22 protein-coding genes are annotated in these 24,706 nt (G+C 70.7%); 12 read left to right on the top strand and 10 right to left on the bottom strand.

Annotation, left to right across the window (positions count from 1 at the left end; translation table 11 throughout):
• The first annotated feature begins 18 nt into the window (after positions 1 to 18).
• The 4 genes from ACIGJI_RS09655 to ACIGJI_RS09670 all read left to right on the top strand — a co-directional run bounded on the left by ACIGJI_RS09655 (position 19) and on the right by ACIGJI_RS09670 (position 3,083).
• Positions 19 to 768, top strand: a complete 750-nt coding sequence (locus ACIGJI_RS09655; protein WP_187664061.1) for a hypothetical protein — start codon at positions 19 to 21, stop codon at positions 766 to 768.
• Complete coding sequence (locus ACIGJI_RS09660; protein WP_363445272.1) at positions 762 to 1,865, top strand: DUF4064 domain-containing protein; 1,104 nt, start codon at positions 762 to 764, stop codon at positions 1,863 to 1,865. The genes ACIGJI_RS09655 and ACIGJI_RS09660 overlap by 7 nt, the downstream gene beginning before the upstream one ends.
• 24 nt (positions 1,866 to 1,889) lie before the next feature.
• Positions 1,890 to 2,588, top strand: coding sequence for a phosphotransferase (locus ACIGJI_RS09665; protein ID WP_363445274.1), 699 nt, complete (start codon positions 1,890 to 1,892; stop codon positions 2,586 to 2,588).
• An 87-nt stretch (positions 2,589 to 2,675) separates the two neighbouring features.
• Entirely contained in the window at positions 2,676 to 3,083 is a 408-nt protein-coding gene (locus ACIGJI_RS09670; protein WP_187662849.1) for a pyridoxamine 5'-phosphate oxidase family protein, read from the top strand.
• 18 nt (positions 3,084 to 3,101) lie between these two features.
• Here the strand turns inward: ACIGJI_RS09670 and ACIGJI_RS09675 are convergent, their stop codons facing one another.
• Entirely contained in the window at positions 3,102 to 3,809 is a 708-nt protein-coding gene (locus tag ACIGJI_RS09675) for a ZIP family metal transporter (protein WP_259954122.1), read from the bottom strand.
• Positions 3,810 to 3,924: 115 nt separating this feature from the next.
• Here ACIGJI_RS09675 and argG point away from each other — a divergent pair, with 115 nt between their 5' ends.
• Positions 3,925 to 5,370, top strand: coding sequence for an argininosuccinate synthase (gene argG, locus ACIGJI_RS09680; protein ID WP_025105204.1), 1,446 nt, complete (start codon positions 3,925 to 3,927; stop codon positions 5,368 to 5,370).
• A 42-nt stretch (positions 5,371 to 5,412) separates the two neighbouring features.
• Here argG and ACIGJI_RS09685 read toward each other — a convergent pair whose 3' ends face one another.
• Positions 5,413 to 6,120: a GntR family transcriptional regulator gene (locus ACIGJI_RS09685; RefSeq protein ID WP_363445276.1), complete on the bottom strand. Its 708-nt coding sequence runs from the start codon at positions 6,118 to 6,120 to the stop codon at positions 5,413 to 5,415.
• A gap of 202 nt (positions 6,121 to 6,322) precedes the next feature.
• On the opposite strand from ACIGJI_RS09685, the gene ACIGJI_RS09690 reads away from it, so the two are divergent.
• The 5 genes from ACIGJI_RS09690 to ACIGJI_RS09710 all read left to right on the top strand — a co-directional run bounded on the left by ACIGJI_RS09690 (position 6,323) and on the right by ACIGJI_RS09710 (position 13,129).
• Positions 6,323 to 6,949 (top strand): TetR family transcriptional regulator, encoded by a 627-nt coding sequence (locus ACIGJI_RS09690; protein WP_363445278.1) that lies wholly within the window; start codon positions 6,323 to 6,325, stop codon positions 6,947 to 6,949.
• Positions 6,946 to 7,725: a hypothetical protein gene (locus ACIGJI_RS09695; protein ID WP_366244274.1), complete on the top strand. Its 780-nt coding sequence runs from the start codon at positions 6,946 to 6,948 to the stop codon at positions 7,723 to 7,725. Before ACIGJI_RS09690 ends, ACIGJI_RS09695 begins: the two co-directional genes overlap by 4 nt.
• Positions 7,722 to 9,557: a YhgE/Pip family protein gene (locus tag ACIGJI_RS09700; protein WP_363445282.1), complete on the top strand. Its 1,836-nt coding sequence runs from the start codon at positions 7,722 to 7,724 to the stop codon at positions 9,555 to 9,557. Before ACIGJI_RS09695 ends, ACIGJI_RS09700 begins: the two co-directional genes overlap by 4 nt.
• Before the next feature lie 135 nt (positions 9,558 to 9,692).
• Complete coding sequence (locus ACIGJI_RS09705; RefSeq protein ID WP_396667026.1) at positions 9,693 to 12,332, top strand: penicillin acylase family protein; 2,640 nt, start codon at positions 9,693 to 9,695, stop codon at positions 12,330 to 12,332.
• Positions 12,333 to 12,367: 35 nt separating this feature from the next.
• Positions 12,368 to 13,129 carry an alpha/beta hydrolase gene (locus tag ACIGJI_RS09710; protein WP_315636806.1) on the top strand — a complete coding sequence of 254 codons (762 nt, stop codon included), beginning with the start codon at positions 12,368 to 12,370 and terminating at the stop codon, positions 13,127 to 13,129.
• A 330-nt stretch (positions 13,130 to 13,459) separates the two neighbouring features.
• Here the strand turns inward: ACIGJI_RS09710 and ACIGJI_RS09715 are convergent, their stop codons facing one another.
• From ACIGJI_RS09715 to ACIGJI_RS09745, 7 genes are all read right to left on the bottom strand, one after another.
• The gene (locus ACIGJI_RS09715) at positions 13,460 to 14,119 is read right to left on the bottom strand and encodes a hypothetical protein (RefSeq protein ID WP_363445286.1); all 660 of its coding nucleotides are present in this window, start codon (positions 14,117 to 14,119) and stop codon (positions 13,460 to 13,462) included.
• A 233-nt stretch (positions 14,120 to 14,352) separates the two neighbouring features.
• Positions 14,353 to 14,742, bottom strand: a complete 390-nt coding sequence (mnhG, locus tag ACIGJI_RS09720; RefSeq protein WP_071328007.1) for a monovalent cation/H(+) antiporter subunit G — start codon at positions 14,740 to 14,742, stop codon at positions 14,353 to 14,355.
• Positions 14,739 to 15,008 (bottom strand): monovalent cation/H+ antiporter complex subunit F, encoded by a 270-nt coding sequence (locus tag ACIGJI_RS09725; RefSeq protein ID WP_187662839.1) that lies wholly within the window; start codon positions 15,006 to 15,008, stop codon positions 14,739 to 14,741. Before ACIGJI_RS09725 ends, mnhG begins: the two co-directional genes overlap by 4 nt.
• Positions 15,005 to 15,598 carry a Na+/H+ antiporter subunit E gene (locus ACIGJI_RS09730; protein ID WP_363445288.1) on the bottom strand — a complete coding sequence of 198 codons (594 nt, stop codon included), beginning with the start codon at positions 15,596 to 15,598 and terminating at the stop codon, positions 15,005 to 15,007. Before ACIGJI_RS09730 ends, ACIGJI_RS09725 begins: the two co-directional genes overlap by 4 nt.
• Complete coding sequence (locus tag ACIGJI_RS09735) at positions 15,595 to 17,148, bottom strand: Na+/H+ antiporter subunit D (protein WP_259954137.1); 1,554 nt, start codon at positions 17,146 to 17,148, stop codon at positions 15,595 to 15,597. The genes ACIGJI_RS09730 and ACIGJI_RS09735 overlap by 4 nt, the downstream gene beginning before the upstream one ends.
• Entirely contained in the window at positions 17,145 to 17,735 is a 591-nt protein-coding gene (locus ACIGJI_RS09740) for a Na(+)/H(+) antiporter subunit C (RefSeq protein ID WP_232089137.1), read from the bottom strand. Before ACIGJI_RS09740 ends, ACIGJI_RS09735 begins: the two co-directional genes overlap by 4 nt.
• Positions 17,735 to 20,707, bottom strand: a complete 2,973-nt coding sequence (locus ACIGJI_RS09745) for a Na+/H+ antiporter subunit A (RefSeq protein WP_363445290.1) — start codon at positions 20,705 to 20,707, stop codon at positions 17,735 to 17,737. Before ACIGJI_RS09745 ends, ACIGJI_RS09740 begins: the two co-directional genes overlap by 1 nt.
• A gap of 120 nt (positions 20,708 to 20,827) precedes the next feature.
• On the opposite strand from ACIGJI_RS09745, the gene ACIGJI_RS09750 reads away from it, so the two are divergent.
• A complete protein-coding gene (locus ACIGJI_RS09750) occupies positions 20,828 to 22,330 on the top strand; it encodes a hypothetical protein (RefSeq protein ID WP_363445292.1) in 1,503 nt (500 codons plus the stop codon).
• Between the two features lie 13 nt (positions 22,331 to 22,343).
• Here ACIGJI_RS09750 and ACIGJI_RS09755 read toward each other — a convergent pair whose 3' ends face one another.
• Entirely contained in the window at positions 22,344 to 23,405 is a 1,062-nt protein-coding gene (locus ACIGJI_RS09755) for a LacI family DNA-binding transcriptional regulator (protein ID WP_363445294.1), read from the bottom strand.
• Positions 23,406 to 23,465: 60 nt separating this feature from the next.
• On the opposite strand from ACIGJI_RS09755, the gene ACIGJI_RS09760 reads away from it, so the two are divergent.
• A complete protein-coding gene (locus ACIGJI_RS09760) occupies positions 23,466 to 24,704 on the top strand; it encodes an MFS transporter (protein WP_363445296.1) in 1,239 nt (412 codons plus the stop codon).
• Positions 24,705 to 24,706 lie beyond the last annotated feature (2 nt).

Genomic DNA, 24,706 nt, shown 5'->3' on the forward strand with positions numbered 1-24,706 from the left:
GGGAGGAGGTGGGTCGTGATGCCTGCGCAGGACGACCCCGCCGCAGCCCTCCTCCGCTCGAACCGCCGTCGCCGGCTCATCCGCCGGTGGGTCGCGATCGGGACGATCCCGCTCACCCTCGCCGCCCTGCTCTTCGTGGGCAAACTGCTGAGCATGTACGCGTTCGCCCACCAGGCCATCACCGCCTACGTCGTCGACGACTTCGCGGGTTCCGAAGCCTCGGCGCGTGGACAGGACGTCCTGAACTGGTTCGAGCCGTATAAGGCCCCCTACAACATCGGCACCGCACTGGCCGGTGCCGACGAGCTCCCCGCCTCCCGTGCGGAGCTGGAGCGCTCCCTCGACCTCGCGACCGGCCTGGAGGTCTGCCCGGTCCGGATCAACCTCGCTCTCGTCATCGAGCGGATGGGCGACGCCGCCAGGGCCGATGGCGATGGCGCCGGGGCGACCGCCCTCTACGGCGAGGCGCTGACCGTCACGGTCGAGACCCCGGAGGAGTGCCGCAGCGACGAGGCGCAGCAGCAGTCCCCCGACCCCGAGCGCGACATGTCGGACACCCTGGACAACACCGAGGACCGCCTCAAGCAGAAGCAGCAGGAGCAGGAGCAGGAACAGCAGCCGCAGGAGCCGCAAGAGGATCAGGAGGAACCGCAGCCGTCCGAGGACAAGCTGCAGGACCTCCAGGACAAGCTCGAGCAGGGGACGCAGGAGCGGGACCAGCAACAGGGTGACGACCCCGGCGGCACCGGGACGGACAGGCCATGGTGAGTGATCACGAGCGGCAGCGCGCCCGCTACGTCGGCGGTACCGAGGGCGCCCCGCCCGTCCCGCCGCCCGGGGGCTACCGCGGTGCCCGGCGGCAGCAGCCGATCGACCTCACGCCACCGGTCGATCCACAGCTGCCCACGGAGGAGAAGAAGACCTCCACGAATGCGCTCGGCTGGATCGCTCTGGTCGCCGCGATCCTCTTCACCCTGATCCTGTTCGGCACGCTCGTGGTCGGCGGCACCGACCTGCTGTACGGAGTGACGATGATCACGCTGCAGCTCGTGGTGCTCGGAGTGATCGTGGCCGCGCTCTTCACCCCCGGCGGACGACGGCTCGGGGTCATCGCGCTCGTCCTCACCCTCCTGTTCAACGTCGCGACCGTGGGGGCACTCAGCGCGCTGCGCACCTCGGCATCCGGGAACTACGAAGGCGTGAAGACCGCGGAACAGCGGCACGCGGAGGCCTACCCCGGGATCAAGGGCACCTCCCCGCAGGAGGCGCTCACCCAGCAGTCCATGGAGGAGGTGCGCGCGGAGGCTGATTCCCTCTTCACCGACATCCGTGAACGGCTCACCGCCGACTTCGGGTTCACGTGGGTCCGGGTCGGCGACGAGGATGTCCGGCCGGAGCGGAACGGCTACGGCGGCGAGTCGATGCTGTCGGAGTACACGTCGGCGGCCTGGGCGACCGAGCAGCCCGTGCAGGGCTACGCGCGCAAGCTCGACGTGATGGCGGCGATCGATGAGGTCGTGGCGTCCCACGGCCTGTGGAACCTGTACTCGTTCAACGATCCGACGAACTCCGGCATCGACCCGTCCATGATCGCCAAGCTCTACGGCAGCGATGACCCTCGCACGCAGACGACGTGGGAGTACTACACGGAGAACTACCCCGACCCGCTGCGCTTCTACGCGAACATCTACGACCTGTCGAACGATGCCGACGGCGGCTTCCGCAGCTCGCGAGAGGCGCAGAGCGCGCGCACCGGCGAACCGATCGAGGGGCTCCAGCTCGTCGTGATCGCCGGCAAGGTGCTGAGCGAGGACGACCGCGCGAAGTTCGAGGAGCGGCTGCAGGACTACCCCGGCTTCGAGTGACCGGCCCGGTGCGAGGATGACGGGATGAGGCAGGGAGCGGTCGGCGCGGTGCGGCTCGTCGAGCACGGCGGGCGACGGCTGGTCGAGAAGCGTTTGTCCGATCCGGCGCGGCACCACAACGAAGTGCGGGCCCTTCGCGGGCTCGTCGGCTCCGGGCTCCCGGTGCCCGAGGTGGTCGAGGAGCGGCCGGGCGTGATCCTCATGACCGCACTCCCCGGTGCCCGTCTCGACGACGCCGACGCCGACGTCCGGATCGCGGATCTCCGTGCCTCGGCACCCCTGCTCCGCGCCCTGCACCGGCTCGAACCGCCGGACGACCTGCTTCCCGCGCCGGACGACGCGGCCATCATCGAGCGGTATCGCGCCGCCGAAGCGCCGCGCCTCCCCCTGCACATCCCGCCCCCGTCCGGAAGCGTCTTCTGCCACGGCGACTGGACGGACGGCAACCTGCTCGCGCGGCACGGACGCATCTCCGGGATCGTGGACTGGGAGGCCGCACACAGCGGCGATCCGCTGCGGGAGCTGGCACGAGCCGCGTGGGGAGCCGCACGGAAGGATCCGCGCTCGGAGCGGGCGCTCATCGACGGGTACGGTGCGGATCCCGCCCGCGTCCGTGCGTGGTACCCCGTGCACGCCGCCGAGTTGTGGCTGTGGTTCGCGGAAGCCGGCCCTCCGGAGTACCTCGCCGCGCTCACCGCGGACCTGGAGAGGTGGTCGGCCTGACACCTCACCCGGTGATTCCCGGTCCATCCCCTCGATGATCGGCAGCGGCGTGGCTACACTGGCCGCACAGGGGGAGGGAGTGTCCGCATGATCAACGAACTCGATGAGCAGCAGTCCTACGAGTTGCTGGCGACCACCACGGTGGGCCGGATCGGATTCGTCGACGACGGCCTGGTGCAGATCCATCCGGTGAACTTCGTCGTCTCGGGGCACGAGCTGCTCCTGCGCACCTCACCGGACGGCCACCTGGCGGCGCTGTCCCGCGAGGCGGCCACGGTCTCCTTCGAGGTCGACTACCACGATCCGATCGGCGGCCTGGGGTGGAGTGTGCTGATGCACGGGGTCCTGTCGCCGGTTCCGGAGGATCAGGCGGCCGGGGCGGCGGCGCGGGTGCACCCGTGGGCCGGAGACGACCGTGATCTCCCGCTGTCGTTCCGCATCGAGCGCATCACCGGACGCAGCGTCCGCCGCGACCCCCGCACCAGCGGGGTCTGAACGCGCCCGCCGTCCCGTTCAGGAGGCGAAGGCGAGACCCGCGGCGAGCGCGAATCCGAGGACGGTCGCCAGCCCCGTGGACTCCTTCGCCTTCGACTGCGCCTCCGGGACCATCGAGTCCACCAGCATGACGAGCAGGGCGCCCGCGGCGAAACCGCTCGCCCCGGAGCGGAAGACCTCGCCGGTCACGCTCGCCAGGGCGAACCCGGCGACGGTGGCCGCCGCGCACAGCACGGCGACCCCGGCCCACAGCAGCAGCACCCTGCTCCGTCGCATGCCGCCGTCGAGCAGGTCGGCGGCGGAGCCGATGGACTCCGGGAGGTTCGAGACGAGGATGGCGACGACGAGCGCGATGCTCACCGGCTCCCCCGAGGCGAGACCGATGCCGAGCACGAGCTGCTCCGGGATCCCGTCGAGGAGCGCCCCCACTGCGAGCTGGCCTCCCCCGGCCTCGCCCTTCTTCCTGGCGGCTCTGGCGTCGAGGATGCGGGCGGCGATGTAGTAGCTGAGGGCTCCGAGCGCGACGCCGGTGACGAGGGGGATCGGACCACCACGGTCGAGCCCCTCCTCCCAGAGCTCGAAGGCGATGGAGGCCATCAGGGCTCCGGCGCCGAAGCCCAGCACGATGCCCAGCCACCGCGGCGGCCACGTGCGCAGCATCGCGAGCACCGCGCCGACGAACAGCGGAGCCGCCGCGACGGCTCCCCACAGAATCGCTCCACCCATGCGCCCATCTTCCCGCCGACCCACCCCTTTTCGCGCGAGCCACCCCTCTGCGTGCGTCCGAAAGGGGCCGGAACACACGAAAGGGGGTGGGTCGCGCGCCGATAGACTGGGAGCCATGTCCAAGGTCCTCCAGTCCCTGCCCGTCGGCGAGCGCGTCGGCATCGCCTTCTCCGGAGGACTCGACACCTCCGTCGCCGTCGCCTGGATGCGCGACAAGGGCGCTGTCCCCTTCACCTACACGGGCGACCTCGGCCAGTACGACGAGGACGACATCGCCTCCATCCCCGGCCGCGCGCTGGAGTACGGCGCCGAGGCCTCTCGTCTCATCGACTGCAAGACGGCGCTCGTCGAAGAGGGCTTCGTCGCGCTCTCCTGCGGCGCCTTCCACATCCGATCCGGCGGCAAGACCTACTTCAACACCACTCCCCTCGGCCGCGCGGTCACCGGCACGCTGCTCGTGCGTGCGATGCGCGAGGACGGCGTCGACATCTGGGGCGACGGCTCGACCTACAAGGGCAACGACATCGAGCGCTTCTACCGCTACGGCCTGCTCGCCAACCCCCGCCTGCGCATCTACAAGCCCTGGCTCGACGCGGACTTCGTCACCGAGCTAGGCGGTCGCCAGGAGATGAGCGAGTGGCTCGTCGCGCACGGCTTCCCGTACCGCGACTCGGCCGAGAAGGCGTACTCGACGGACGCCAACATCTGGGGCGCGACCCACGAGGCGAAGACGCTCGAGCACCTCGACGTCTCGCTGGAGACCGTCGACCCGATCATGGGCGTGAAGTTCTGGGACCCCTCCGTCGCCATCGAGACCGAGGATGTCTCGGTGACGTTCGAGGGCGGCCGTCCGGTCGCGATCAACGGCGTCGAGTTCAGCGACCCGGTCGCCCTGGTGCAGGAGGCGAACGCGATCGGCGGTCGCCACGGCCTCGGCATGAGCGACCAGATCGAGAACCGCATCATCGAGGCGAAGTCGCGCGGCATCTACGAGGCCCCGGCCATGGCGCTGCTCTTCATCGCGTACGAGCGCCTAGTCAACGGCATCCTCAACGAGGACACCCTCGCGACCTACCACGAGCAGGGTCGCCGCCTCGGCCGCCTCATGTACGAGGGCCGCTGGCTCGAGCCGCAGTCGCTCATGCTCCGCGAGTCCATCCAGCGCTGGGTCGGCTCGACGATCTCGGGCACCGTGACCATCCGCCTGCGCCGCGGCGACGACTGGACGATCCTCGACACGGTCTCCCCGAACCTGTCGTACGGACCGGAGAAGCTGTCGATGGAGCGCGTCGGCGACGCCGCGTTCGGGCCGGTGGACCGGATCGGCCAGCTCACGATGCGCAACCTCGACATCGCCGACTCCCGCGCGCGCCTGGAGCAGTACGCGGGTCTCGGCCTCGTCGGCGGCGCGACCGGCGAGCTCGTCGGCCGTGTGACCGCCGGCGAGTCCGCCGAGATCACCGAGTCCGTGCACGGCTCGATCTCGGAGGCTGACGAGAACCTCGCCGACGCGGTCGACACGGCCTCCGAGCGCGCGGCCTTCGACTCCGGCACCGACTGAGCGCACGGGGCGCCGCGGGCGACCGTGCACCCGCCCCCGTGATCAGGACGCCGCGGCGAGCGGATGCGCCGGCGCCACGGCGCGGTCGACGATCCCCGGCAGCACGTCGTCGAACAGCGCGATGAGGGCGGTGCGCATCGCCGCCGCGTCGCGTCCCGGCAGCACGACGGCGATCCGTACGACCGCGGCGCGCACGTCCGACCAGTCGAAGACACTCCCCGCGCGACGGGCGACGCACGCGAGAAGCGTCCCCAGGCTCCCGACGAGCTCGGCCCGCTCCGCGTTGCCCTCGATCCGCGCGAAGGCGACCGCGAGAGCGCGCAGGCCGTCGCCGAAGGCGGAGCCGTCCCGCCACCGCACCGCCAGTGCCACGTCCTCGACGAGCTCGTCCAGGTAGTCGAGGTCGTCCGCGTGGAGCACTGCCATCGTGCGTCGGACGGAGCCGATCCAGACGTCGCCGAACAGGGCCACCACGTCGCGCGCGCGGTCGCCGTCGAAGGCGGTCACCCACCGGGTGCCGTCGCGGCGCACCGCGATGAGTCCGACAGCGGCGAGGCCGTCCAGGGCGCGGAGGACATCCGCCGGCGCGGCACCGAGGGCGGCTGCGAGCCCCCGCTCGTCCACCCGCGTGCCCGGCGCGAGCGCCTCCGAGACGATCGCATCCGTCAGCCTGCCCTGCAGGCCGCCGTGCCGATCCCCTCCCGCCGATGTCCCGCTCACCGCGCGTGCATCATCCTTCTTCTCGATCATGGCGTCCCCCCGCCGTTGCATGGACCGATCCCGCCGGAGCCCCGGTCCGGACCGGTCTCTCCACTGAGAATGCGCCGAAGCGCGACGCGTAACATAACACGACCTTCCCCGGAGGAGCCTCGGCGCCCTGCCTCGCGGTCGGTACGCTGCGAGGTTGCTGAGTTATCTTGCACAGTGCTGTGCATGTTATTACCATGGAGGGATGACCACTCGCGCCCTCCGTCGCGACGCTGCAGAGAACCGCGCCGGCATCCTGTCCGCGGCTCGCAGCGCCCTTGCCTCCGACCCGCACGCCTCCCTCGACGCGATCGCCCGGACCGCCGGCCTGTCGCGCCGCACCCTCTACGGACACTTCGAGGACCGGGACACCCTGATCCGCGAACTCGTCTCCACCGGCGCCCAGCGCTTCAATGCCATCGCCGCCTCCATCGACGACCCCGACGCCCGCCTCGCCCTCGCCCGACTGGCCGCCCGGCTCTGGGAGGAGGCGGCGCACATCCAGGTCGCCGCCGCGCTCGCCCTCGACGAGGCGCACGTCGAGCACACCGCCGCTGCCCTCGCGCCGTTGCGCCGGAGCGTCGCCGCCCTCGTGCGGAGGGGACAGGAGGACGGCAGCTTCCGCACGGATCTCGCCGCCCCCACGCTCGCCCGACTGATCGAGGAGATGGCGCGCACGGTCGTCTCCCGCACCGACGTGCAGAGCAGCGGCGCCGAGGACCTCGCGGTCCGGGCCGTGCTCAGCATCGCGGGACTCTCCTGGCGCGAGGCGGACGAGCTGCTCTCCTCTCACCCGGACATCACCGCCGACGACCAGGAGGTCCGCGCATGAGGATCACACTGCACGATGTCAGCAAGGGTCGCGCCGGACAGGCTCTTCCCTCCATGAGCCTCGAGTTCCACTCGGGCGCGGTCCGCTACGCGCTCGCGGAGACCGAGCAGCGGCCGACCGTGCTCGGCCTCATCGCGAGCGGGCGGATGCGCCCGGACACGGGCCGCGTCACCATCGATGCGGCGGCGAGCCCGAAGGAACTGCGTCGCCGGGTCGCACTCGTCGACGCCCCGGACGTCAGCGACCCGCATCCGGACATCACCCTCGCCGGGGTGGTCGGTGAGGAGTTGATGTTCGCCGGGCGCGGTGCGACCCCGCTCCATGCCCGACGCTGGCTCGGCCGGGTGGGATACCAGGAGCTCGCCTCCGTCCCCATCGGCTCGGTCGACCCGGCCGCCCGCGTGCGCATCCTGTGCGAGCTCGCTGTGCTCCGCGAGGGCGTCGAGGGCATCGTCCTCGTCGCCCCGGATCGCCACGGCGGCAGCCCGGACGGATGGTGGCGCATCGCGGCCGAGTTCGCGGACCGCGGGTACGCGATGCTCGTGATCGTCGGCGGTTCCGCCGCCGTCGCCCTCGAGCGCATGCACGAGTTCGATGCGATCAACGCGTCCGGTCCCGTCGAGCCGCTGGTCCTCGAGCGCCCCGACGACGAGGCCGTGACCGACGACGAGGCCGTGACCGACGACGAACCGCTGACCGAAGACGAACCGCTGACCGAAGACGAACCGCTGACCGAAGACGAAGCCCCGTCCGACGAGGAAGGAGAAGCGCGATGAAGGTCCCCGCCATGATCGCCGCCGAACTCCGCCGCCTGACCGCGAGCCGGATGGGCATCCTCGCCCTCGTGGCCCTCATCTGCGTGCCGATCCTCTACGGCGGCCTCTACCTCTGGGCGAACCAGGATCCGTACGCGAAGTTCTCAGAGGTCCCCGTGGCCCTGGTGGTCGACGACGAGGGCGCTCCCGCCCCCACGACCGGCACCGAACCGGCGAGCGACGAGACGGTCAACTACGGGGAGGACGTGGCGGAGAACCTGATCGAGGGGAACGCGTTCGACTGGCAGCGCATGACCGAGGACGAAGCCGCCGACGCCCTGCGCCACGGCGCGGTCGACTTCACCGTGACGATCCCGGCCGACTTCTCCACCGCCCTCACCTCCGCGGCGGGCGACGACCCGCACCAGGCCAGGATCGAGCTGGAGACCAACGACGCGAACAACTACCTCGCGTCGTCGATGGGATCGCAGGCCGTCGAGAAGATCCGCAGCTCCGTCGCCGAGATGGTCGGCAGCGAGGCCGCGGAGCGACTGCTGACCGGCCTCAGCGACGTGCGCGACAACCTGGTCTCCGCGACCGACGGTGCCACGCAGCTCGTCGACGGCGCGCGCAGCGCCGCCTCCGGGAGTACAACGCTCGCCGACGGGACGGCGAAGCTCGCCGACGGCTCCGCGCAGCTCGCCTCCGGGGCCCGGACGCTCGCCGACGGCGCGCAGCAGGTGAGCGCGGGCAACCGCCAGCTCGCCGACGTCGCCGACCGGGCCGGAGCCGCGGTGCAGGAGGCGACGGACGCGCTGCCGCAGGTGCGCTCGGACATCGCCGACCTCCTGACGGAGCAGGGACTCGCGCCCGAGGAGATCGACGAGGTGCTCGCCCGCCTGGATCCGCTCGGAACCCGGATCGAGGAGGGCAACGCGCAGGTGCAGGACGCCGTCGGCAAGGTCGACCAGCTCGCCGCCGGTTCCGCCTCGCTGGCATCGGGGGCGAGCGAGCTCGCCGGCGGCGCCGGCACCCTCGCGACGGGCGCGGCCGCGGCGAACTCGGGCGCGGCCCAACTCCGCGATGGCCTGAAGACACTGTCCTCCGGGACCGCGGAGCTGCGGGACGGGCTCGCCGACGGTGTGCAGGCGATCCCCGCCTCCACCCCCGACCTGCGCTCCCTGCAGGCCGACACGATCGCGGACCCGGTGAAGGTCTCCAGCGACAAGGTCGCCTCCGCGGAGGACTACGGCGCCGGCCTCGCCCCGTTCTTCGCCGCCCTCTCCGCGTGGATCGGCATCTACGCGCTGTTCCTCATCGTGAAGCCGATCTCCCGCCGGGCCGTCACGGCGCTGCACTCCCCGATCCGGATCACGCTCGCGGGCTGGCTGACGCCGGCGATGCTCGGCGCGGTGCAGATGCTCGGCCTCATGGGGATCCTGGCACTCACGCTCGGCTTCACGTTCGATCATCCGCTCGGCACGCTCGGGGTGATGATGTTCGCCTCGGCCACGTTCGCCGCGATCATCCTCGCCCTCAACGTCTGGCTCGGGTCCGTGGGGCAGTTCCTCGGCCTCGTGCTCATGGTGCTCCAGCTCGTCACAGCGGGCGGGACGTTCCCCTGGCAGACACTGCCCGCTCCCCTCGCCGCGCTGCACCACGTGCTGCCCCTCGGCTACGTCGTCGACGCCATGCGCCAGCTCATGTACGGCGGGGACTACGCGAGAGCCGGCTGGGACCTGGCTGTGCTGGGCGCCTGGCTCGTCGGGGCCATGCTGCTGGCGATGATCGGTGTCACCCGCATGACGCACCGCCGCACGCTGCGCGATCTGCAGCCCAGCCTCATCGGCTGACCCTCCCGCTCGCCGCGGACCATCCCGCGGCGAGCGCGGGGCGGCTATGATGCGAGAGCGCGTACCCGTGAAACGCGCACTGGGGCTCGGTGGGACTGAGTCTCACCTGGCTACCCGAAAGAGTTCTCGACGATGATGACCGATTCGACGGCGTCCGCCGTTTCCCCGCGCCCCTCTCTCGGCGCTCGCATCGGACGCATCGCGTTCCTCGTGGTCGCCGCCCTCGTGGTGGTGGCCGTCGCGGGCGCGTTCTTCGTGACCTGGACGATCCAGCGCTCCTTCCCGCAGACCTCCGGCTCGACGACGCTCGAGGGGCTGAAAGCGGAGGTCACCGTGCAGCGCGACGCCAGCGGGGTGCCCACGATCACCGCCGACTCCTCGGACGACCTCTTCTTCGCCGAAGGCTTCGTGCACGCGCAGGACCGGTTCTTCGAGATGGACTTCCGCCGCCACGTCACCTCCGGCCGAGTCGCCGAGCTGTTCGGCGCCTCCCAGGCCGGCACCGACGCGTTCCTGCGCACGCTGGGCTGGCGCACGACCGCCGAGGCCGAGGTCGAGGCGATGGACGACGTCACCCGCGGCTACTACGAGGCCTACGCGGACGGCGTCAACGCCTACCTGTCCTCCCGCTCGGGCGCGGAGCTCTCCCTCGAGTACGCGGTCCTCGGGCTGCAGAACCCGGACTACGAGCCGGAGCCGTGGGAACCCGCGGACTCGGTGGCGTGGCTGAAGGCGATGGCCTGGGACCTCCGCACCAACGTCGAGGACGAGACCGAGCGGGCGCTCCTCGCGGGGCAGCTCGCCGAGGACCCGCAGGTCGATGTGGAGGCTCTGCTCGGCACGCTCTATCCGGACTATCCGTTCGACCGGAACCCCGTGATCGTACCCACCATCTCCACGGTCCCGCCGCTGGAGACCGGCGCCGAGCCCGCCGCCTTCACCGTTCCCGAGGGCGACGGCGAGGCACAGCAGGCGCTCACCACGGTGGAGTGGGAGGAGACGTCGTCCGTCATCGAAGCGGCGAGCGTGCTCGTCGGCGACGTCGGCGAGGGGATCGGCTCCAACTCCTGGGTCGTCTCCGGGGACCTCACCGCATCCGGGATGCCGCTGCTGGCCAACGACCCGCACCTCGGCGCCTCGCTCCCGTCGGTCTGGTATCAGGTGCAGCTGAAGTGCTCGACGGTGGACGAGGACTGCCCGTTCGACGTCGGCGGGTTCTCCTTCTCGGGGCTTCCGGGCATCGTCATCGGACACAACCAGCGCGTGGCGTGGGGCTTCACGAACCTCACCACCGACGTCACCGACCTGTACGTCGAGCGCATCGAGGGCGACTCCTACTGGCGCGACGGCGAGCTCGTGCCGCTGGAGGAGAGCACGGAGACCATCGAGGTCGCCGGCGGGGACGACATCGAGCTCACCATCCGCTCCACCGTGCACGGACCGATCATCTCCGGCCTCACGGATGACTTCACGGCGATCGCGGACGACCCGACACCCGGGCTCACCGCGGAGGGCGCCGTTCCGGCCGCTCCCGGCTCGGATGCCGCCGAGTACGCGGTGAGCCTGCGGTGGACGGCGCTCGACCCCGGCACCACCGCGACGGCGATCTTCGCGCTGTCGACCGCCCAGGACTTCGAGGACTTCCGCCGCGCGGCCTCCCTGTTCGACGTCCCGGCGCAGAACCTCATCTACGCCGACGTCGACGGCAACATCGGCTACCAGACCCCCGGCCGGCTCCCGATCCGCGGTGCTGGCGACGGCTGGATGCCGCAGCCCGGGTGGGACAGCAGCTACGACTGGACCGGGTACATCCCGTTCGAGGAGCTGCCGGTGTCGTACAACCCCAGCTCCGGATACATCGTCACGGCCAACAACGCCATCGTGACCGACGACTACGAGCACTTCCTCTCCCGAGACTGGGACCAGGGATACCGCGCCGCCCGCATCGCCCACCTCATCGAGCGCCGGGCCGCGGCCGGGCCCCTGACGGCCGACGACATGCGGGACATCCAGATGGACGGCGAGATGTGGATCGGCACGCAGCTCGTCGCCGCGATGAAGGACATCGAGGTCGAGGGAGCGGGTCCGCAGCAGGCCGTCGAGCTGCTCCGCGGCTGGGACGCGCAGAACAGCGCCTCGTCGGCGGGCGCCGCGTACGCGAACGTGCTCTGGTCGAACCTCGTGCATAACATCTTCGCCGAGCGCGAGCAGCCGCTGCCGATCGACGGTCAGGGCCGGCTGTTCACCGTCGTCGGAGCGATGCTGGAGAACCCGGCGGACCCGCTGTGGAGCAACCCCCAGCTCGATGTCGAGGGCCGGGACGAGATGCTCGCACTGTCGGCCGAGGAGGCGTACGACGAGCTGTCCGCGCTTCAGGGCACGGACGTCGCGCGGTGGAACTGGGGCGATCTGCATGCCCTCACCCTCACGAGCGACACGTTCGGCTCGTCAGGCATCGCCCCGATCGAGGCCCTCTTCAACCGTGGTCCGTATCCGGTCGGCGGCGGCGCCTCCGTGGTCGATGCGACCGGGTGGCAGCTCGGCGTCTCGTACGCCACAACCACCGTGCCCTCCATGCGGATGGTCGTCGATCTCGCCGACTTCGACGACTCGACGTGGATCCACCTCACCGGAGCCTCAGGGCACGCCTTCCACGAGCACTACGTCGATCAGACCACGGACTGGTCGACGGGGGTGCAGCGGTCGTGGGCGTTCACACCGAAGGCCGTCAAGGCGGCAGCGGTCGACACCCTGACGCTCACGCCCGCCGGCTGAGAGGAGCGTGGAGGGTGCTCGGCTAGCGTGGACAGGTGCCCACCAGCTACCTCGCCCCGAAGGGGACGCCGGCCACCCTCCTGGAGTTCGAGCACGGAGGCGCGACCCTGATCGCCGAGACCTTCGGCGACGGACCGCCCACCTACCTCCTGCTGCACGGCATCGGCATGGGGCGCAGCGTCTACCTCGACCTCACCCAGCGACTGCAGGGGCGGGTGATCGCGCTCGACCTCCCCGGCTTCGGCGAGGCGCCTGAGCCCACACGCACCCTGACCATGCAGCGGCACGCCGACCTGGTGGCCGCCTACCTCCGGTACGTCGACGCGGACCCGGTGGTGGTGATCGGGCACTCGATGGGGAGTCAGATCGCCGCGGAGCTCGCCGCCCGGCATCCCACCCTCGTCGCCGGAGTCGTGCTGGCGGGTCCGACCGTCGACAAGGCCGCTCGGAACGTGGGCGCCCAGGCGCGATACCTGCTGCAGGACCTCGTGGGCGAACGACCGCTCGTCATCTGGCGCGGTGCCCGGGAGTACCTTCGCGGCGGCCCGCATCTGATCCGCAAGATGCGCGCGACCATCGTGCACAAGCCCGAGAAGGCCTTCGTGCGCATCCAGTGCCCGGTGCTGGTGCTGCGCGGGGAGGACGACCCGCTGGCGCCGATGAGTTGGTGCCAGGTCATCCTCGACGCGATCCCCGGCGCGGAGCTCGCCGTCATCCCCGACCACGGCCACGGCACCCTCATCAGCGACTCGGAGCCCGCCGCCCGCCTGATCGAGGCCTTCGCCGCCCGCACCTGACCCTTCGAATCGCTGCCCGCGCCCCTCGGGTCCGTCGACCGTTCATAACTCAGGAGATCGCGGCGCGTTGGGGCGGTTCGGCGGCCGAGGCAGGCTGCGGCTGCCCTTTCTCCTGAGTTGTGAACGGCGAGCGCCGACGAGCCGGGGCCCGAGCGCCTCCAGAACCTCCCGCAGCGCCTCTCGCGTGCCTGCGGGATCGGAGAGGATGTCAGCGGCGAGCGGCCGGATCGTGACATAGCCGAGACGAGCGGCCGCCATGTCCCGCGCACGATCCCGCTGCTGCTTCGCCCAACCCTCGTGAAAAGCGCGGCTGTCGCACTCGACGATCAGCTATCCATCGACGACGAAGTCGACTCGACCCACGCCGGGGATGTGGACCTGTGTCTCGAATGAGGCACCGAGCGACCGGAGGAGGAGCCGCACGAAGGTCTCCGGCCCCGACTCGGATGACGCGTCGGCCAGGGCGAGCACCGCGCCGAACCGCGGCGGCAGCCGAGCGAAGATCGCGCGCAGTTCGTCCATCGTGACGAGGCGCTGATGGAGGAGGCTGTCCAGGGTGGCCACCGACGCCCGAGGCGACTGGCATCGGACGGCATGCCGTACGGCCGCATCCAGGGACGTGAAGTGCAGCGTACTCGCTGCGCCGTCCTCTGCCCAGTGCACCCTGTGAGCCTCCGCGTCTCGACGCCCCAACCGCGAGCGATGGGGCTCGACCTGCACGTGCACACCGTGGGCCGCGAGCACGAACACCCCGAGCATCTGGAGAAGGGAGACGCAGGTGACGCGACCTCCGATCCGCACGGCCTCCGCGACGACAGGATCCACATCCGGGCGGGCGTATCGGTCCCGGCGCAGTCGCAGAAGCCGCCCGCTCCGCACCAGGGCGGTCAGCTCGCGCCCCCTCAGCCCCGCGGAGCGAAGATCCGCTCGACTGAACACCGTGGAGTCGAAGACCTCTGCTGCGCGCTGGGGTCCGGAGTGGGCGATCACATCCCGGAGGATGCCCGGCGCGACACGGCGGGACGGGGAATGAGACCGGATGTGGAGTGGCCGCTCCGGATCGCGAGGCGGTGGAGGAGAAGTGGGGGCCGCGCACGGCGTTCACAATTCAGGAGAATCCGTTCCCCATCCGACCTGAGCGCACGCGCGGCCCGATGACGCCGCGGATCTCCTGAGTTGTGAACCGACGGCGGGCGGAACCGGCTACGTCGGCGCCGAGGCGGTCAGCCGGCGGCGGGAGGGGTCTGCTTCGACTCGGCGAGCTCGTCGACGACGAGACCCCGCTGCTCGATCGTGCCGTTGCGGTAGGCCTGGCGACCGACCATGTGCGCGGACAGGGGGGCGGTCGCGAACTGCATGAGTACCACGGGCGCCACGAGCACGAGACCGAACAGCACGCCGCCGATCGACCGCTGCGACAGAGCGATCGCGACGCAGATCAGCAGCAGCCCGAGCACCTGGGGCTTCGTCGCGGCGTGCAGTCGCGTCGGCACATCGCGGAAGTGCAGGAGCCCCACGGAGGCGGAGAGGCAGAGGATCGCCCCGAGCAGGATGAGGACGAGCACCGCCACGTCGACGACGGCATCAGGGATCATCAGACCGAACACGTTCATGGTGTCGTGTTGTCCCTTCTCGCGACGAACCGGGCGACCGCGATCGACCCGAACACGCCGACCGCCGCGATGATGAGGAGCACGGGGATGTTGCGGGTGTGGCCGTTGATGGCCATCTCGGCGCCGAGCACGCACATGACCTCGGTCAGCAGCACGTCGGCAGCGACGGCGCGGTCGAGGATCGAGGGGCCGCGGACGATGCGGATGACGGCGAGGATCGCAGCCACGGCGAACACGGCGAGGATGATGAGGAGCAGGGTGTTCATCGGGCACCGCCGATCGTCGCGGGGTCGATGCGGCCGGCGCGCTCGTCGGCCTTGAGCGCACGGTACTGGGTCGGGTTGCCGAGCGCCCGGACGATGCGCTTCTCCCAGCCGAGGACGCCCTGCCGCTGCTTCTCGACGCCCTCCTTGCTGCGCACGCCGATCACGTGGAGATAGAGGATCCCGCGGTCGCGGTCGGCCTCGACGACGAGGGAGCCCGGGATGAGCGACGACACCACGGCGACGTGGGTCATGACGAGGTCGTCGGCGTAGCGGAGGGGTACCGCGACGATGGCGGTACCCGGCTGGCGGCGGAAGTCGAACACCTGCGCCGTCACGGAGAGCGCGCCGCGGAGGATCGCGAACAGGAACTGCACGACGAACAGGGCCCCGTACCAGAGGTTGACGCGCCCCGAGAGCTCGACCGTGGGGAGGCGGAACACCCGCGTCACGAAGATCGCCACCACGAGTCCCGTGAGGAAGGACAGCACCGTGAACTGGGCCCACAGCAGCATCCACAGCACGATCAGCCAGGCGAGGAACGGCAGCTGCATGCCGATGTCCCGCCAGACGCGCTTGGTCTCGGGCCTCATCCCTCCACCTCGTCTTCCAGCTGTACGAGGTTGACCGGCTGCAACAGGCCCGCCCCGATACGGTCGCACAGAGCGTACAGCGGTCCGGCGAAGATCGTCAGGGCCAGTGTGACCGTGACCATGCCGGCGGTGGCCATGGTCATGATCCTCGGAATGTGCCGGCGCTCCTGCTGCTCATCCGCGGCGGGGGCTCCGGTGAGGTAGGAGATGCGGCCCTCGGTCTCGGTCGAGTCCTCCTCCTCGCGCCAGAAGGCGAGGTTCCAGGCGCGCATGAGCGCATAGAGGGTGAGCAGCGAGGTGATGATGCCGCCGAAGATGAGCACGATCATGAGCGGCGTGCCCACGGAGGCCGCGGCCTCGAACAGGGCGAACTTGCCGATGAACCCGGAGAACGGGGGTAGACCGCCCAGGTTGATGGCGGGGATGAAGTACAGCAGCGCGATGACGGGGGCGATCTTCAGCAGGCCCTTGACCCTCAGGATCGACGTGCTGCCCGCCCGGCGTTCGATGAGTCCCACCGCGAGGAACAGGGTGGTCTGCACGACGATGTGGTGGACGATATAGTACACGGTCGCGCCGATGGCGGCCGGGGTCGCGATCGCCAGACCGAAGATCATGTAGCCGACGTGGCTGACGAGCGTGAACGACAGGATCCGCTTGAGCTCGGCCTGCGCGACGGCGCCGAGGACACCGACGACCATGGTCGCCAGCGCGATGATGAGCAGCAGGGTGTCGATGCTGTTCGAGGCGAACAGCTGCGTCTCGGTCCGGATCAGCGCGTACACGCCGACCTTGGTCAGCAGGCCGGCGAACACGGCGGTGACCGGCGCGGGGGCCGTCGGGTAGGAGTCGGGCAGCCAGAACGACACGGGGAAGATCGCGGCCTTGATCCCGAAGGCGACCACGAGCATGAGGTGCAGGACGAGCTGCGTGTCCTGTGGGAGCTCCGACATGCGCTCGGCGATCTGGGCCATGTTCACCGTGCCGAGGGCACCGTAGATCATCGCGATCGACGCGAGGAACAGGATCGACGACACGAGCGAGACGACGATGTAGACCGCCCCGGTGCGGATACGGGACTCGGTGCCGCCCAGGGTGATGAGCACGTACGAGGCGACCAGGAGGATCTCGAACCCGACGTACAGGTTGAACAGGTCGCCGGCGATGAAGGCGTTGAAGATGCCGGCGGCGAGGATCAGGTACGAGGGGTTGAAGATCGAGATCGGGGTCTCGTCCGCCCCGTCGGCCACACCCTGGCCGATGGAGAAGAGGAGGACCGCGAGCAGCACGATGCTGGAGACGAGCACCAGCAGGGCGGCGAGGCGGTCGACGTAGAGGACGATGCCGAAGGGCACCGGCCACCCGCCCACGGAGACCGCGAGCGGGGAGCCTGCGTCGACGACGACGAGCAGCACGGCCGCGATGACGGACACGACCGCGAGCGTGGCGACGGTGACGAACACCTGCAGGCGCGCGTTGCGACCGAAGACGAGGGTGATCGCGGCACCGAGGAGCGGCAGGGCGACGAGGAGGGGGACGAGCGTGGTCATGGCCTGCCCTCCCCGTCTGTCGTGTCGTCGTCCCGGTCCGCGTCGGCCTCGTCCGCGCCGTCGGGTTCCGGCTCCGGCTCGGGCACGTACGGCGCGTCGTACGGCGCGTCATCGTGGATCGCCGGGTTGTCGCGCATGTGCAGGACGGTGATGGGCGCGGTCTGCACGCCCACGAAGTCGGTCGTGGCGTCGTCGTCGTCCGTCTCGGACTCGTCGTCCATGAGGTCTTCGTCTTCGTCGGTGCGCTCCCGCAGCGCGATGTCGGCCTCGTCGTCCTCGACCGTGTCCGCCTGACCGAGCTGCCAGGAGCGGTAGATGAGCGCCAGCAGGAAGGCCGAGACGGCGAACGTGATGACGATCGCGGTGAGCGTCAGCGCCTGGGGCAGCGGGTCGCTCAGGTCGCCCTCCGTGCCGAAGAACGGCGCGTTCCCCGGTACGCCCATGACGATGAGCAGGAGCAGGTTCGTGGCGTTCCCGAGCAGGAGGAAGCCGATGAGGACGCGGGTGAGGCTGCGCTCCAGCATCGCGTAGACGCCGCAGGCGAAGAGCACGGCCATGATCGCGATGAGGGCGAGCGAGACGTCCATCAGCCGTTCCCCCCGGTCCTCGAGGAGAAGTCGACGGCGGTGCTCTCACCGGGGCGGAGCGCCGCCTGCCGGTCGACCTCGGCGCCGAGGCTGCGGAGCACGTCGAGGACGAGTCCGATCACGACGAGGTAGACGCCGATGTCGAAGATGGTCGAGGTGACGAACTCCATATGCCCGATGCCGGGGATCTCCCACTCCCAGAAGGTGCTGGTGAGCGGCGCCATGCCGAAGAACAGCGGCACGACGGCGGTGCCCACGGCGAGGATGAGGCCCGCGCCGAGGAGTCTTCCGGCATCGGTCGGCGCGGCGGCGCCCAGCTCCCAGCGGCCTCCCGCGATGTAGCGCATCACGAGGGCCATGCCCGCGACGAGCCCGCCAGCGAAGCCGCCGCCGGGGAGGTTGTGCCCGGCGAAGAGCAGGAAGATCGACACGACGATGATCGTGTGGAACAGGATCCGGACGATCACCTCGAGCAGGATCGACCGGTTCTCCGGCTTCATCTTCTGGCCGCCCACGAGCCAGGCGCGCGGTGCCGAGCGGTTCTCCGCGGTCTGGAAGCGCACGCCGTCGGTGGTCTCCACGAGCGGCCGGCTCCGTGCCGACTTCCGCACCGAGCGGGGCAGGGTCTTCGTGGCGGCGAGCAGGTCGGCGCGGTGGGTCACGAACACGAGAGAGGCGACACCGGTCGCGGCGAGCACGAGCACGGACAGCTCGCCCATCGTGTCCCAACCGCGGAGGTCGACCAGCGCCACGTTCACGACGTTCTTGCCGTGGCCGATCTCGTACGCGATCTCCGGGAAGATCGCCGAGATGGGGTCGGCCACGCGGGACTGGGTCGCGACGACGGCGACGAAGGCCATGGTCAGGCCGACGCCGATCCCGAGCAGGGCGCGCGGGATGCGGCTGACGGAGGCGTTGTGCTCGCCCATCCGCGCAGGAAGGCGGCGCAGCACCAGGGCGAAGGTCACCATCGTCACCGTCTCGACGAGGATCTGGGTGAGCGCGAGGTCCGGTGCTCCGCTGGTCGCGAAGAGGACGACCATGCCCAGGCCCGTGACGGAGGCGAGCACGACGCCGGTGTAGCGCTTGCGGGCCCGCACGGCCACGACGCCGGCGACGGCCATGATCGGGGCCACGGCGAGCTGAGCCGGCGTGTGCCAGAGCGAGAGCTGATAGCGGTCGATGTCGCTCGCCACCAGCGCGGTGACCTCGGCGGCGACGAAGACGACGAAGATCGTCCCCACGTAGACGGGCAGCGAGCCCCGCTGGGTGAGCGTGGTGCTCAGCACCGAGAGCCGGTCGATGCCGCGCATCACCACGTAGTAGGCGTCGGCGGCCGTGAACGGCAGCAGTCGCGGGCGACGGTCCCACCCGGTCCGGCGGGTGAGGAGGAAGAGGCCGATGCCGAGCAGGATCGACAGGATCGAGATGCCGAGAGCGGGTTCGAGGCCGTGCCAGAGCGCGAGGTGTCCCGGACCCTCGACGGCCGCGCCCTCGTGGTCGAGTCCGGGGGTGGCGGTCAGCGCATAGGGCTGCAGGGCGACGTCGAGCGCGGGGGCGCCGATGCCCGCGGCGAGCGTCACCCCGGCGAGGATGATCGGTGCCGAGAGGAAGCCGACCGGCGGATCGGGCCAGACCGTGTCGGGCTGCCGCTGTCCGTCGGCGTCGCGCTTGGTCCAGAACGCGCCCCAGAGGAAGCGGACACCATATGCCGCGGTGAGCATGGATCCGAGCGCGACGCCGATCAGGGCGACCAGACCCCACACGGAGCCGCCCAGCGCATCATCCAGCAGCGCCGTGAGCGTCGACTCCTTCGCCACGAATCCGATGGTCGGAGCCACCCCGGCCATCGAGGCCACGGCGATGAACGCGGCCGTGGCCATGACCGGCGCCTGCCGGCCGACGCCGGAGAGTTCGGTCACGTCACGGGTGGAGAGCTGGCGGTCGATGACGCCGACGATGAGGAACAGCGCCGACTTGAACAGCGCGTGCCCGATCACCAGCGCGATGCCGGCGAGGGCGGCCGCCTGCGTGCCGTAGCCGACGACGACAGCGAAGAAACCGAGCTGGCTCACCGTGCCGAACGCGAGCACACGCTTGAGGTCGGTCTCCCGCAGCGCCTGGATGCCCCCGAGGAGCATCGTGAGGATGCCGAGTGTGAGCACGATCGGCCGCCACGTCGGGCTGAACGCGAAGATGGGTGCGAAGCGGGCGATGAGGTAGATGCCGGCCTTCACCATGGCCGCGGCGTGCAGGTAGGCGCTGACCGGCGTCGGGGCCGCCATGGCGCCCGGGAGCCAGAAGTGGAAGGGGAAGAGCGCCGATTTGCTGATGGCGCCGATCAGGAGCATGACGATCGCCGCATCGACGATCGGACCGGTCGGCGCGATCGCGAGGATCTCCCGGATGCTCGATGTCCCCGCGTCGACGACGAGGAGCACGACGCCGACGAACATGACGAGTCCGCCGAGCGTGGTCACCAGGAGCGCCTGGAGCGCGGCACGTCGGCTGGCGGCGCGGCGTCGGTAGTGGCCGATGAGGAGGTAGGAGAGGATGCTCGTGGCCTCCCAGAACATCACGAGCATCACGAGGTCGTCGGTGAGGACGAGACCGTACATCGCGCCGGCGAAGGCGAGGAGGACGCCCGCGAACTGCCCGATCCCGGCCGCCTCGTCGTGGAAGTACCAGCGGCAGTAGAGCAGCACGAGCGCGCCGACGCCGGTGACGATGAGCGTGAGCACCCACCCGAGGACGTCCATGTTCATGGACAGGTTCAGCCCGAGCTGCGGGATCCACGGCACCGAGACGAACGGGACCGGGCCGTCGAGCACCTGCGGCGTGAGCACGAGGGCGTGCACGAACGCGGCGGCCGGGACGAGGGCGGCGACGGCGAAAGCCTGAGCTCGCAACCAGCGCACCAGAACGGGCATCAAGAGCGACCCGAGAAGGAACACTGCGAGGAGCATCAGCATATACGCGGCTCCTCGGGGCTCGTCGGCCGTACGGCTCAGGCGGGCGGTGTCCGTCCAGTTTACCGGGCCGAGGCGCCTGTCGGCTCCGCGAGCTTCGAGATCGCGTGTCAGAGTGGTCGCATGCGGCGGGTCCGGGGGCGGGAGCTGGCGGGGTGGGCGGCCGCGCTGGGACTCGCGCTGATCGTCGTCGGATACCTGGCGTCGTCACCCCGGTCGACCCTGATGTTCGACGACGGGGACTCGCTGATCGTGGCTCTGGTCGCCCGATCGATCCCGGACGGCGGCGGGGGCGACTGGGCGATGTCCAGTGTGCTCTTCCTTCCCGAGATCGCGGTGTTCACGGCCCTCGACGCCGTGCTGCCCTTCGACGTGGACGGCGTGCTGGCGGCCAACGCGGTGGTGAACGTGCTCGCGCTCTACGGGGCGATCCGCCTCGCCGCCGGTCGGCGCGTCGAGGGTCGGGCACCGGTCGCCTGGTCGGTCGCGGCCCTCGCGACGTTCTGTCTCCTCATCCTCACCGAGTCGTCGACGTCGCGCGACGCGCTCGAGCTCGCGTCGCTGATGCTGACGACCACGTACTACTCGGCCACGGTCGTGGGCGTGCTCCTCGCCGTGGCTCTGTGTCGGCGCGCCCTCGACGACACCTCTGGAGGCGTGACGCCGGTGATCGCCCTCGGTGCGGTCGCGGCGGTCGCGACCATGAGCAATCCGCTGTTCGCCGCATGGGCCACGGTGCCGCTCTCCCTGATCCTCGGCGCTGTCTCCCTCGCTGCGCCCCCAGTCCGGCGTCACGCGCCGGCCCTGATCGGGGCCCTGGTCGGGGGCAGCGCTCTGGGCTTCCTCGGTCGCATTCCGTTCTCGGCATGGATCGCGAACTCCGGCGCGGGCTACGTGCAGCCCTCGGAGTGGGCCCACGCCGTCGAGTACTACGCGGGACTCGCGATCGAGCGCCTGTCCACCCCCGGCGGCGTGCTGGCCGCGGTCGTCATCCTGACGCTGACGGTGCTCGCGGTCGTGCGGACGGCGCACGCGTCGGACAGCGGCATCCGCCTCGTAGCGATGGCAGCCTGGGTCCTCCCGCTCTTCGTGATCGTCGGCGGCATCGCGGCGGGAACCCACGCGGCCCGGTACCTGCAGCCGCTCGTGTTCGCCCCGATCCTCGCCCTCGTCGCACTCCCGCGCGTCCGGATGCCGCGAGCCGCGATGACTCGCGTCGTCCCCACCGTCGTCGCCATCGCCCTCCTCGTCGGCAGCGCGGCGGCCGTGCCGCGCATCGTGCAGGCGGCGAGCGCGCCCGACCGCGATCTCGCCTGCGTGACCGACTGGGTGGACGCGTCGGGGCGCACCGGTGCGGGACAGTTCTGGACGATCCGACTGCCCAAGCTGCACGCGTCGGATCCCGCCCGGCTCGTGCAGGTCGACCACGAGCTCCACGGCTACGCCTGGCTCGTCGATCGTCGGGACTTCGCCGTGGGTGCGGTGTCGTTCCTCGTCGAGGACACGCAGACCGTGCCGTGGAACCTGCCGACCACCGCGGAGCCCACCGCCCTCGTCGAGTGCGGGCGGTACCGCATCCTCGACTACGCGCCGGCGACGCTTCCCCTCGGGCCCGCGCGTTCGTGACCGGTGCGCGCTGTCAGCGCGAGGGGGGCGGTGCGGTCGTCGTGCCGGCACGGAACACGCAATGCAGGTCCTGGGTCACGCCCGGCTCCCCGCGCAGCATCCGGGCGACCTGCTCCCCGGCGGCCCTGCCCTTCTCCACCGCGGGCTGCACGCTCGTGGTGAGGGTGAGATCGCCGAGGCCGTCGAGCGGGATCCCGTCGAACCCGGCGACCGAGAGGTCTTCGGGGACACGGAGTCCGAGCTCCTCCGCGGCGCGGATCACGCCGACGGCGAGCAGGTCGCTCTGCGCGAGCACGGCGGTCGGCCGGGTGGCGGGATCGGCCAGCAGCATCCGGCCGACGAGGATGCCCTCGTCGATGAGGCTTCCGGAGGCCGAGATCGCCGGGGCATCGGGGAAGATCTCACGCATCCCGGCGAGACGGTCGACCGTCACGTCGACGGTCGCGTTCGCCAACCGCTCCGGCGTGATGAGGGTGCGCTCGCGCTCCGCGTCCAGCGAGAGGGTGACGAGCGCGACGTCCTGATGACCGAGGTCGCGCACGTGACGGGCGATGTCCGCGGAGGCGGCGACGTTGTCCAGCGTGATGCGCGGCACATCGAGCCCCGCATCGCCCTCGATGACGACGACCGGGAGACCGCGTCCGAGCACGATCTCCAGGGACGCGCGGGTGCGCCCGGAGCATCCGATGAGCACCACGGCGTCGACGGGAGCGCTCGCGATGGCAGAGCCGCCCTCGCCCGGCTCGTCGCGCATGAGGAGGATCCCGGCGCTGAGGTCGGCCAGGCCGTCGGTGAGGCCGTCCATCATCGCGGTCGTGACCGGATCGAGGAACGCCGCGCGCAGATGTCCCTCCAGGACCACCGCCACGATGCCGCTGCGCCCCCGCCGGAGGGAGGCGGCGCGGGGATCGGGGCCGGTGTAGCCGAGGTCGGTCGCGGCGGCGAGCACCCGGTCCCGGGTGGCGGGTGCGACCTTGGCCTTGCCGCTGAAGACGACGGACGCGGTCGAGGTGGCGACCCCCGCCTCGCGAGCCACATCGGCGATCGTGGGCCGTCGCGGCGTCTCCCTGGTCATACTCCGAGGATAGCCCGGTTCCGTCACCGAAGGTCGAATCGATTCGATAGGCTGTCCGCCATGGACACCGCCCTCACCCGCTCGCAGTTCGTGCGCTGGCGCACCGCGATCTTCGCCATCTTCCTCGCCAGCGGCCTCTCGATCGCGACCTGGGCCTCTCGCGTGCCGGGGATCAAGGAGGCGCTCGACCTCGACAACGCGCAGGTCGGCCTCATCCTGCTCGGCATGGGCGTCGCGTCCATCCTCGGCATCTCCACCAGCCCTGCGGTGATGGCGCGGACCGGCGCGCGACGCGGCATGCTCCTGGCGATGCTCACGTTCGCGACCGGAATCGCGCTCGTCGGCCTCGGCGCCACCGTCTTCGGGTCGGTGCCTGTCGTGCTCGTCGGCATGGTGCTCTTCGGTTTCGGCAACGGCTGCGTGGACGTGATGATGAACGTCGAGGCCACCGCCATCGAACAGCAGATGGGCCGCACCATCCTGCCGGTCTTCCACGCGTTCTTCAGCTTCGGCACCGTGCTCGGCGCCGGTATCGGCGCCCTCGCCGCGGCGCTCAAGGTCGACGTCGGCACGCACGCCGTCTCGATGGGCGTCCTCATCGCCGCGATCGCCGTCGTCTGCTTCTTCCAGGTGCCGGTGCGCGAGGCCGCGCTCGACCCCGAGGACCACGAGAAGCCCCCGTTCCGTCAGCGGATGCACACCGCCCTCGAGGCCTGGCGCGAACCCCGCACCTACCTGCTGGGAACCGTCATGCTCGGCATGTCCTTCGCGGAGGGCGGGGCCAACGACTGGATCGCCCTGGGCACCGAGCAGGGGCACGGGTTCGCGGAGGGCACGGGGGCCGTCGCCCTGGCGGTGTTCTCCGTCGGGATGACGGTGGTGCGCCTCTTCGGCGGACCGCTGGTCGACCGGTTCGGCCGGGTGCTGGTGCTGCGCATCCTGGCCGCGACGGCCGCCACCGGAATCCTGCTGTTCATCCTCGCGCCCACACTGCCGCTGGTCCTCGTCGGCGCAGCCCTGTGGGGCATCGGCGCGTCGCTCGGCTTCCCCCTCGGCATGTCGGCGGCGGCGGACGACCCGGCCAAGGCCGCCGCACGGGTGAGTGCGGCGGCGACGATCGGCTACGTGGCGTTCCTCGGCGGCCCTCCCGTGCTCGGCGTCATCAGCGAGCACATCGGGCTGCTCAACACGCTCTTCATCCTCGTCGCGCTCGTGGTGCTCTCCGGCCTGTTCTCCGGCGCCGCCCGGCCGCTCCGCACGGAGGAGAAGGCTCCAGCGGTTCCGACCACCGAGCGCTGACC

The organism is Microbacterium sp. NPDC064978, from assembly GCF_044543605.1.
GTDB lineage: Bacteria > Actinomycetota > Actinomycetes > Actinomycetales > Microbacteriaceae > Microbacterium > Microbacterium meiriae.

What these genes read in the sequence shown, in the direction of transcription:
- ACIGJI_RS09655 (WP_187664061.1), top strand. Translation starts at nt 19, where the DNA reads ATGCCTGCGCAGGACGACCCCGCCGCAGCCCTCCTCCGCTCGAACCGC.
- ACIGJI_RS09660 (WP_363445272.1), top strand. Translation starts at nt 762, where the DNA reads ATGGTGAGTGATCACGAGCGGCAGCGCGCCCGCTACGTCGGCGGTACC.
- ACIGJI_RS09665 (WP_363445274.1), top strand. Translation starts at nt 1,890, where the DNA reads ATGAGGCAGGGAGCGGTCGGCGCGGTGCGGCTCGTCGAGCACGGCGGG.
- ACIGJI_RS09670 (WP_187662849.1), top strand. Translation starts at nt 2,676, where the DNA reads ATGATCAACGAACTCGATGAGCAGCAGTCCTACGAGTTGCTGGCGACC.
- ACIGJI_RS09675 (WP_259954122.1), bottom strand. Translation starts at nt 3,809, where the DNA reads ATGGGTGGAGCGATTCTGTGGGGAGCCGTCGCGGCGGCTCCGCTGTTC.
- argG (WP_025105204.1), top strand. Translation starts at nt 3,925, where the DNA reads ATGTCCAAGGTCCTCCAGTCCCTGCCCGTCGGCGAGCGCGTCGGCATC.
- ACIGJI_RS09685 (WP_363445276.1), bottom strand. Translation starts at nt 6,120, where the DNA reads ATGATCGAGAAGAAGGATGATGCACGCGCGGTGAGCGGGACATCGGCG.
- ACIGJI_RS09690 (WP_363445278.1), top strand. Translation starts at nt 6,323, where the DNA reads ATGACCACTCGCGCCCTCCGTCGCGACGCTGCAGAGAACCGCGCCGGC.
- ACIGJI_RS09695 (WP_366244274.1), top strand. Translation starts at nt 6,946, where the DNA reads ATGAGGATCACACTGCACGATGTCAGCAAGGGTCGCGCCGGACAGGCT.
- ACIGJI_RS09700 (WP_363445282.1), top strand. Translation starts at nt 7,722, where the DNA reads ATGAAGGTCCCCGCCATGATCGCCGCCGAACTCCGCCGCCTGACCGCG.
- ACIGJI_RS09705 (WP_396667026.1), top strand. Translation starts at nt 9,693, where the DNA reads ATGACCGATTCGACGGCGTCCGCCGTTTCCCCGCGCCCCTCTCTCGGC.
- mnhG (WP_071328007.1), bottom strand. Translation starts at nt 14,742, where the DNA reads ATGAACGTGTTCGGTCTGATGATCCCTGATGCCGTCGTCGACGTGGCG.
- ACIGJI_RS09725 (WP_187662839.1), bottom strand. Translation starts at nt 15,008, where the DNA reads ATGAACACCCTGCTCCTCATCATCCTCGCCGTGTTCGCCGTGGCTGCG.
- ACIGJI_RS09730 (WP_363445288.1), bottom strand. Translation starts at nt 15,598, where the DNA reads ATGAGGCCCGAGACCAAGCGCGTCTGGCGGGACATCGGCATGCAGCTG.
- ACIGJI_RS09735 (WP_259954137.1), bottom strand. Translation starts at nt 17,148, where the DNA reads ATGACCACGCTCGTCCCCCTCCTCGTCGCCCTGCCGCTCCTCGGTGCC.
- ACIGJI_RS09740 (WP_232089137.1), bottom strand. Translation starts at nt 17,735, where the DNA reads ATGGACGTCTCGCTCGCCCTCATCGCGATCATGGCCGTGCTCTTCGCC.
- ACIGJI_RS09745 (WP_363445290.1), bottom strand. Translation starts at nt 20,707, where the DNA reads ATGCTGATGCTCCTCGCAGTGTTCCTTCTCGGGTCGCTCTTGATGCCC.
- ACIGJI_RS09750 (WP_363445292.1), top strand. Translation starts at nt 20,828, where the DNA reads ATGCGGCGGGTCCGGGGGCGGGAGCTGGCGGGGTGGGCGGCCGCGCTG.
- ACIGJI_RS09755 (WP_363445294.1), bottom strand. Translation starts at nt 23,405, where the DNA reads ATGACCAGGGAGACGCCGCGACGGCCCACGATCGCCGATGTGGCTCGC.
- ACIGJI_RS09760 (WP_363445296.1), top strand. Translation starts at nt 23,466, where the DNA reads ATGGACACCGCCCTCACCCGCTCGCAGTTCGTGCGCTGGCGCACCGCG.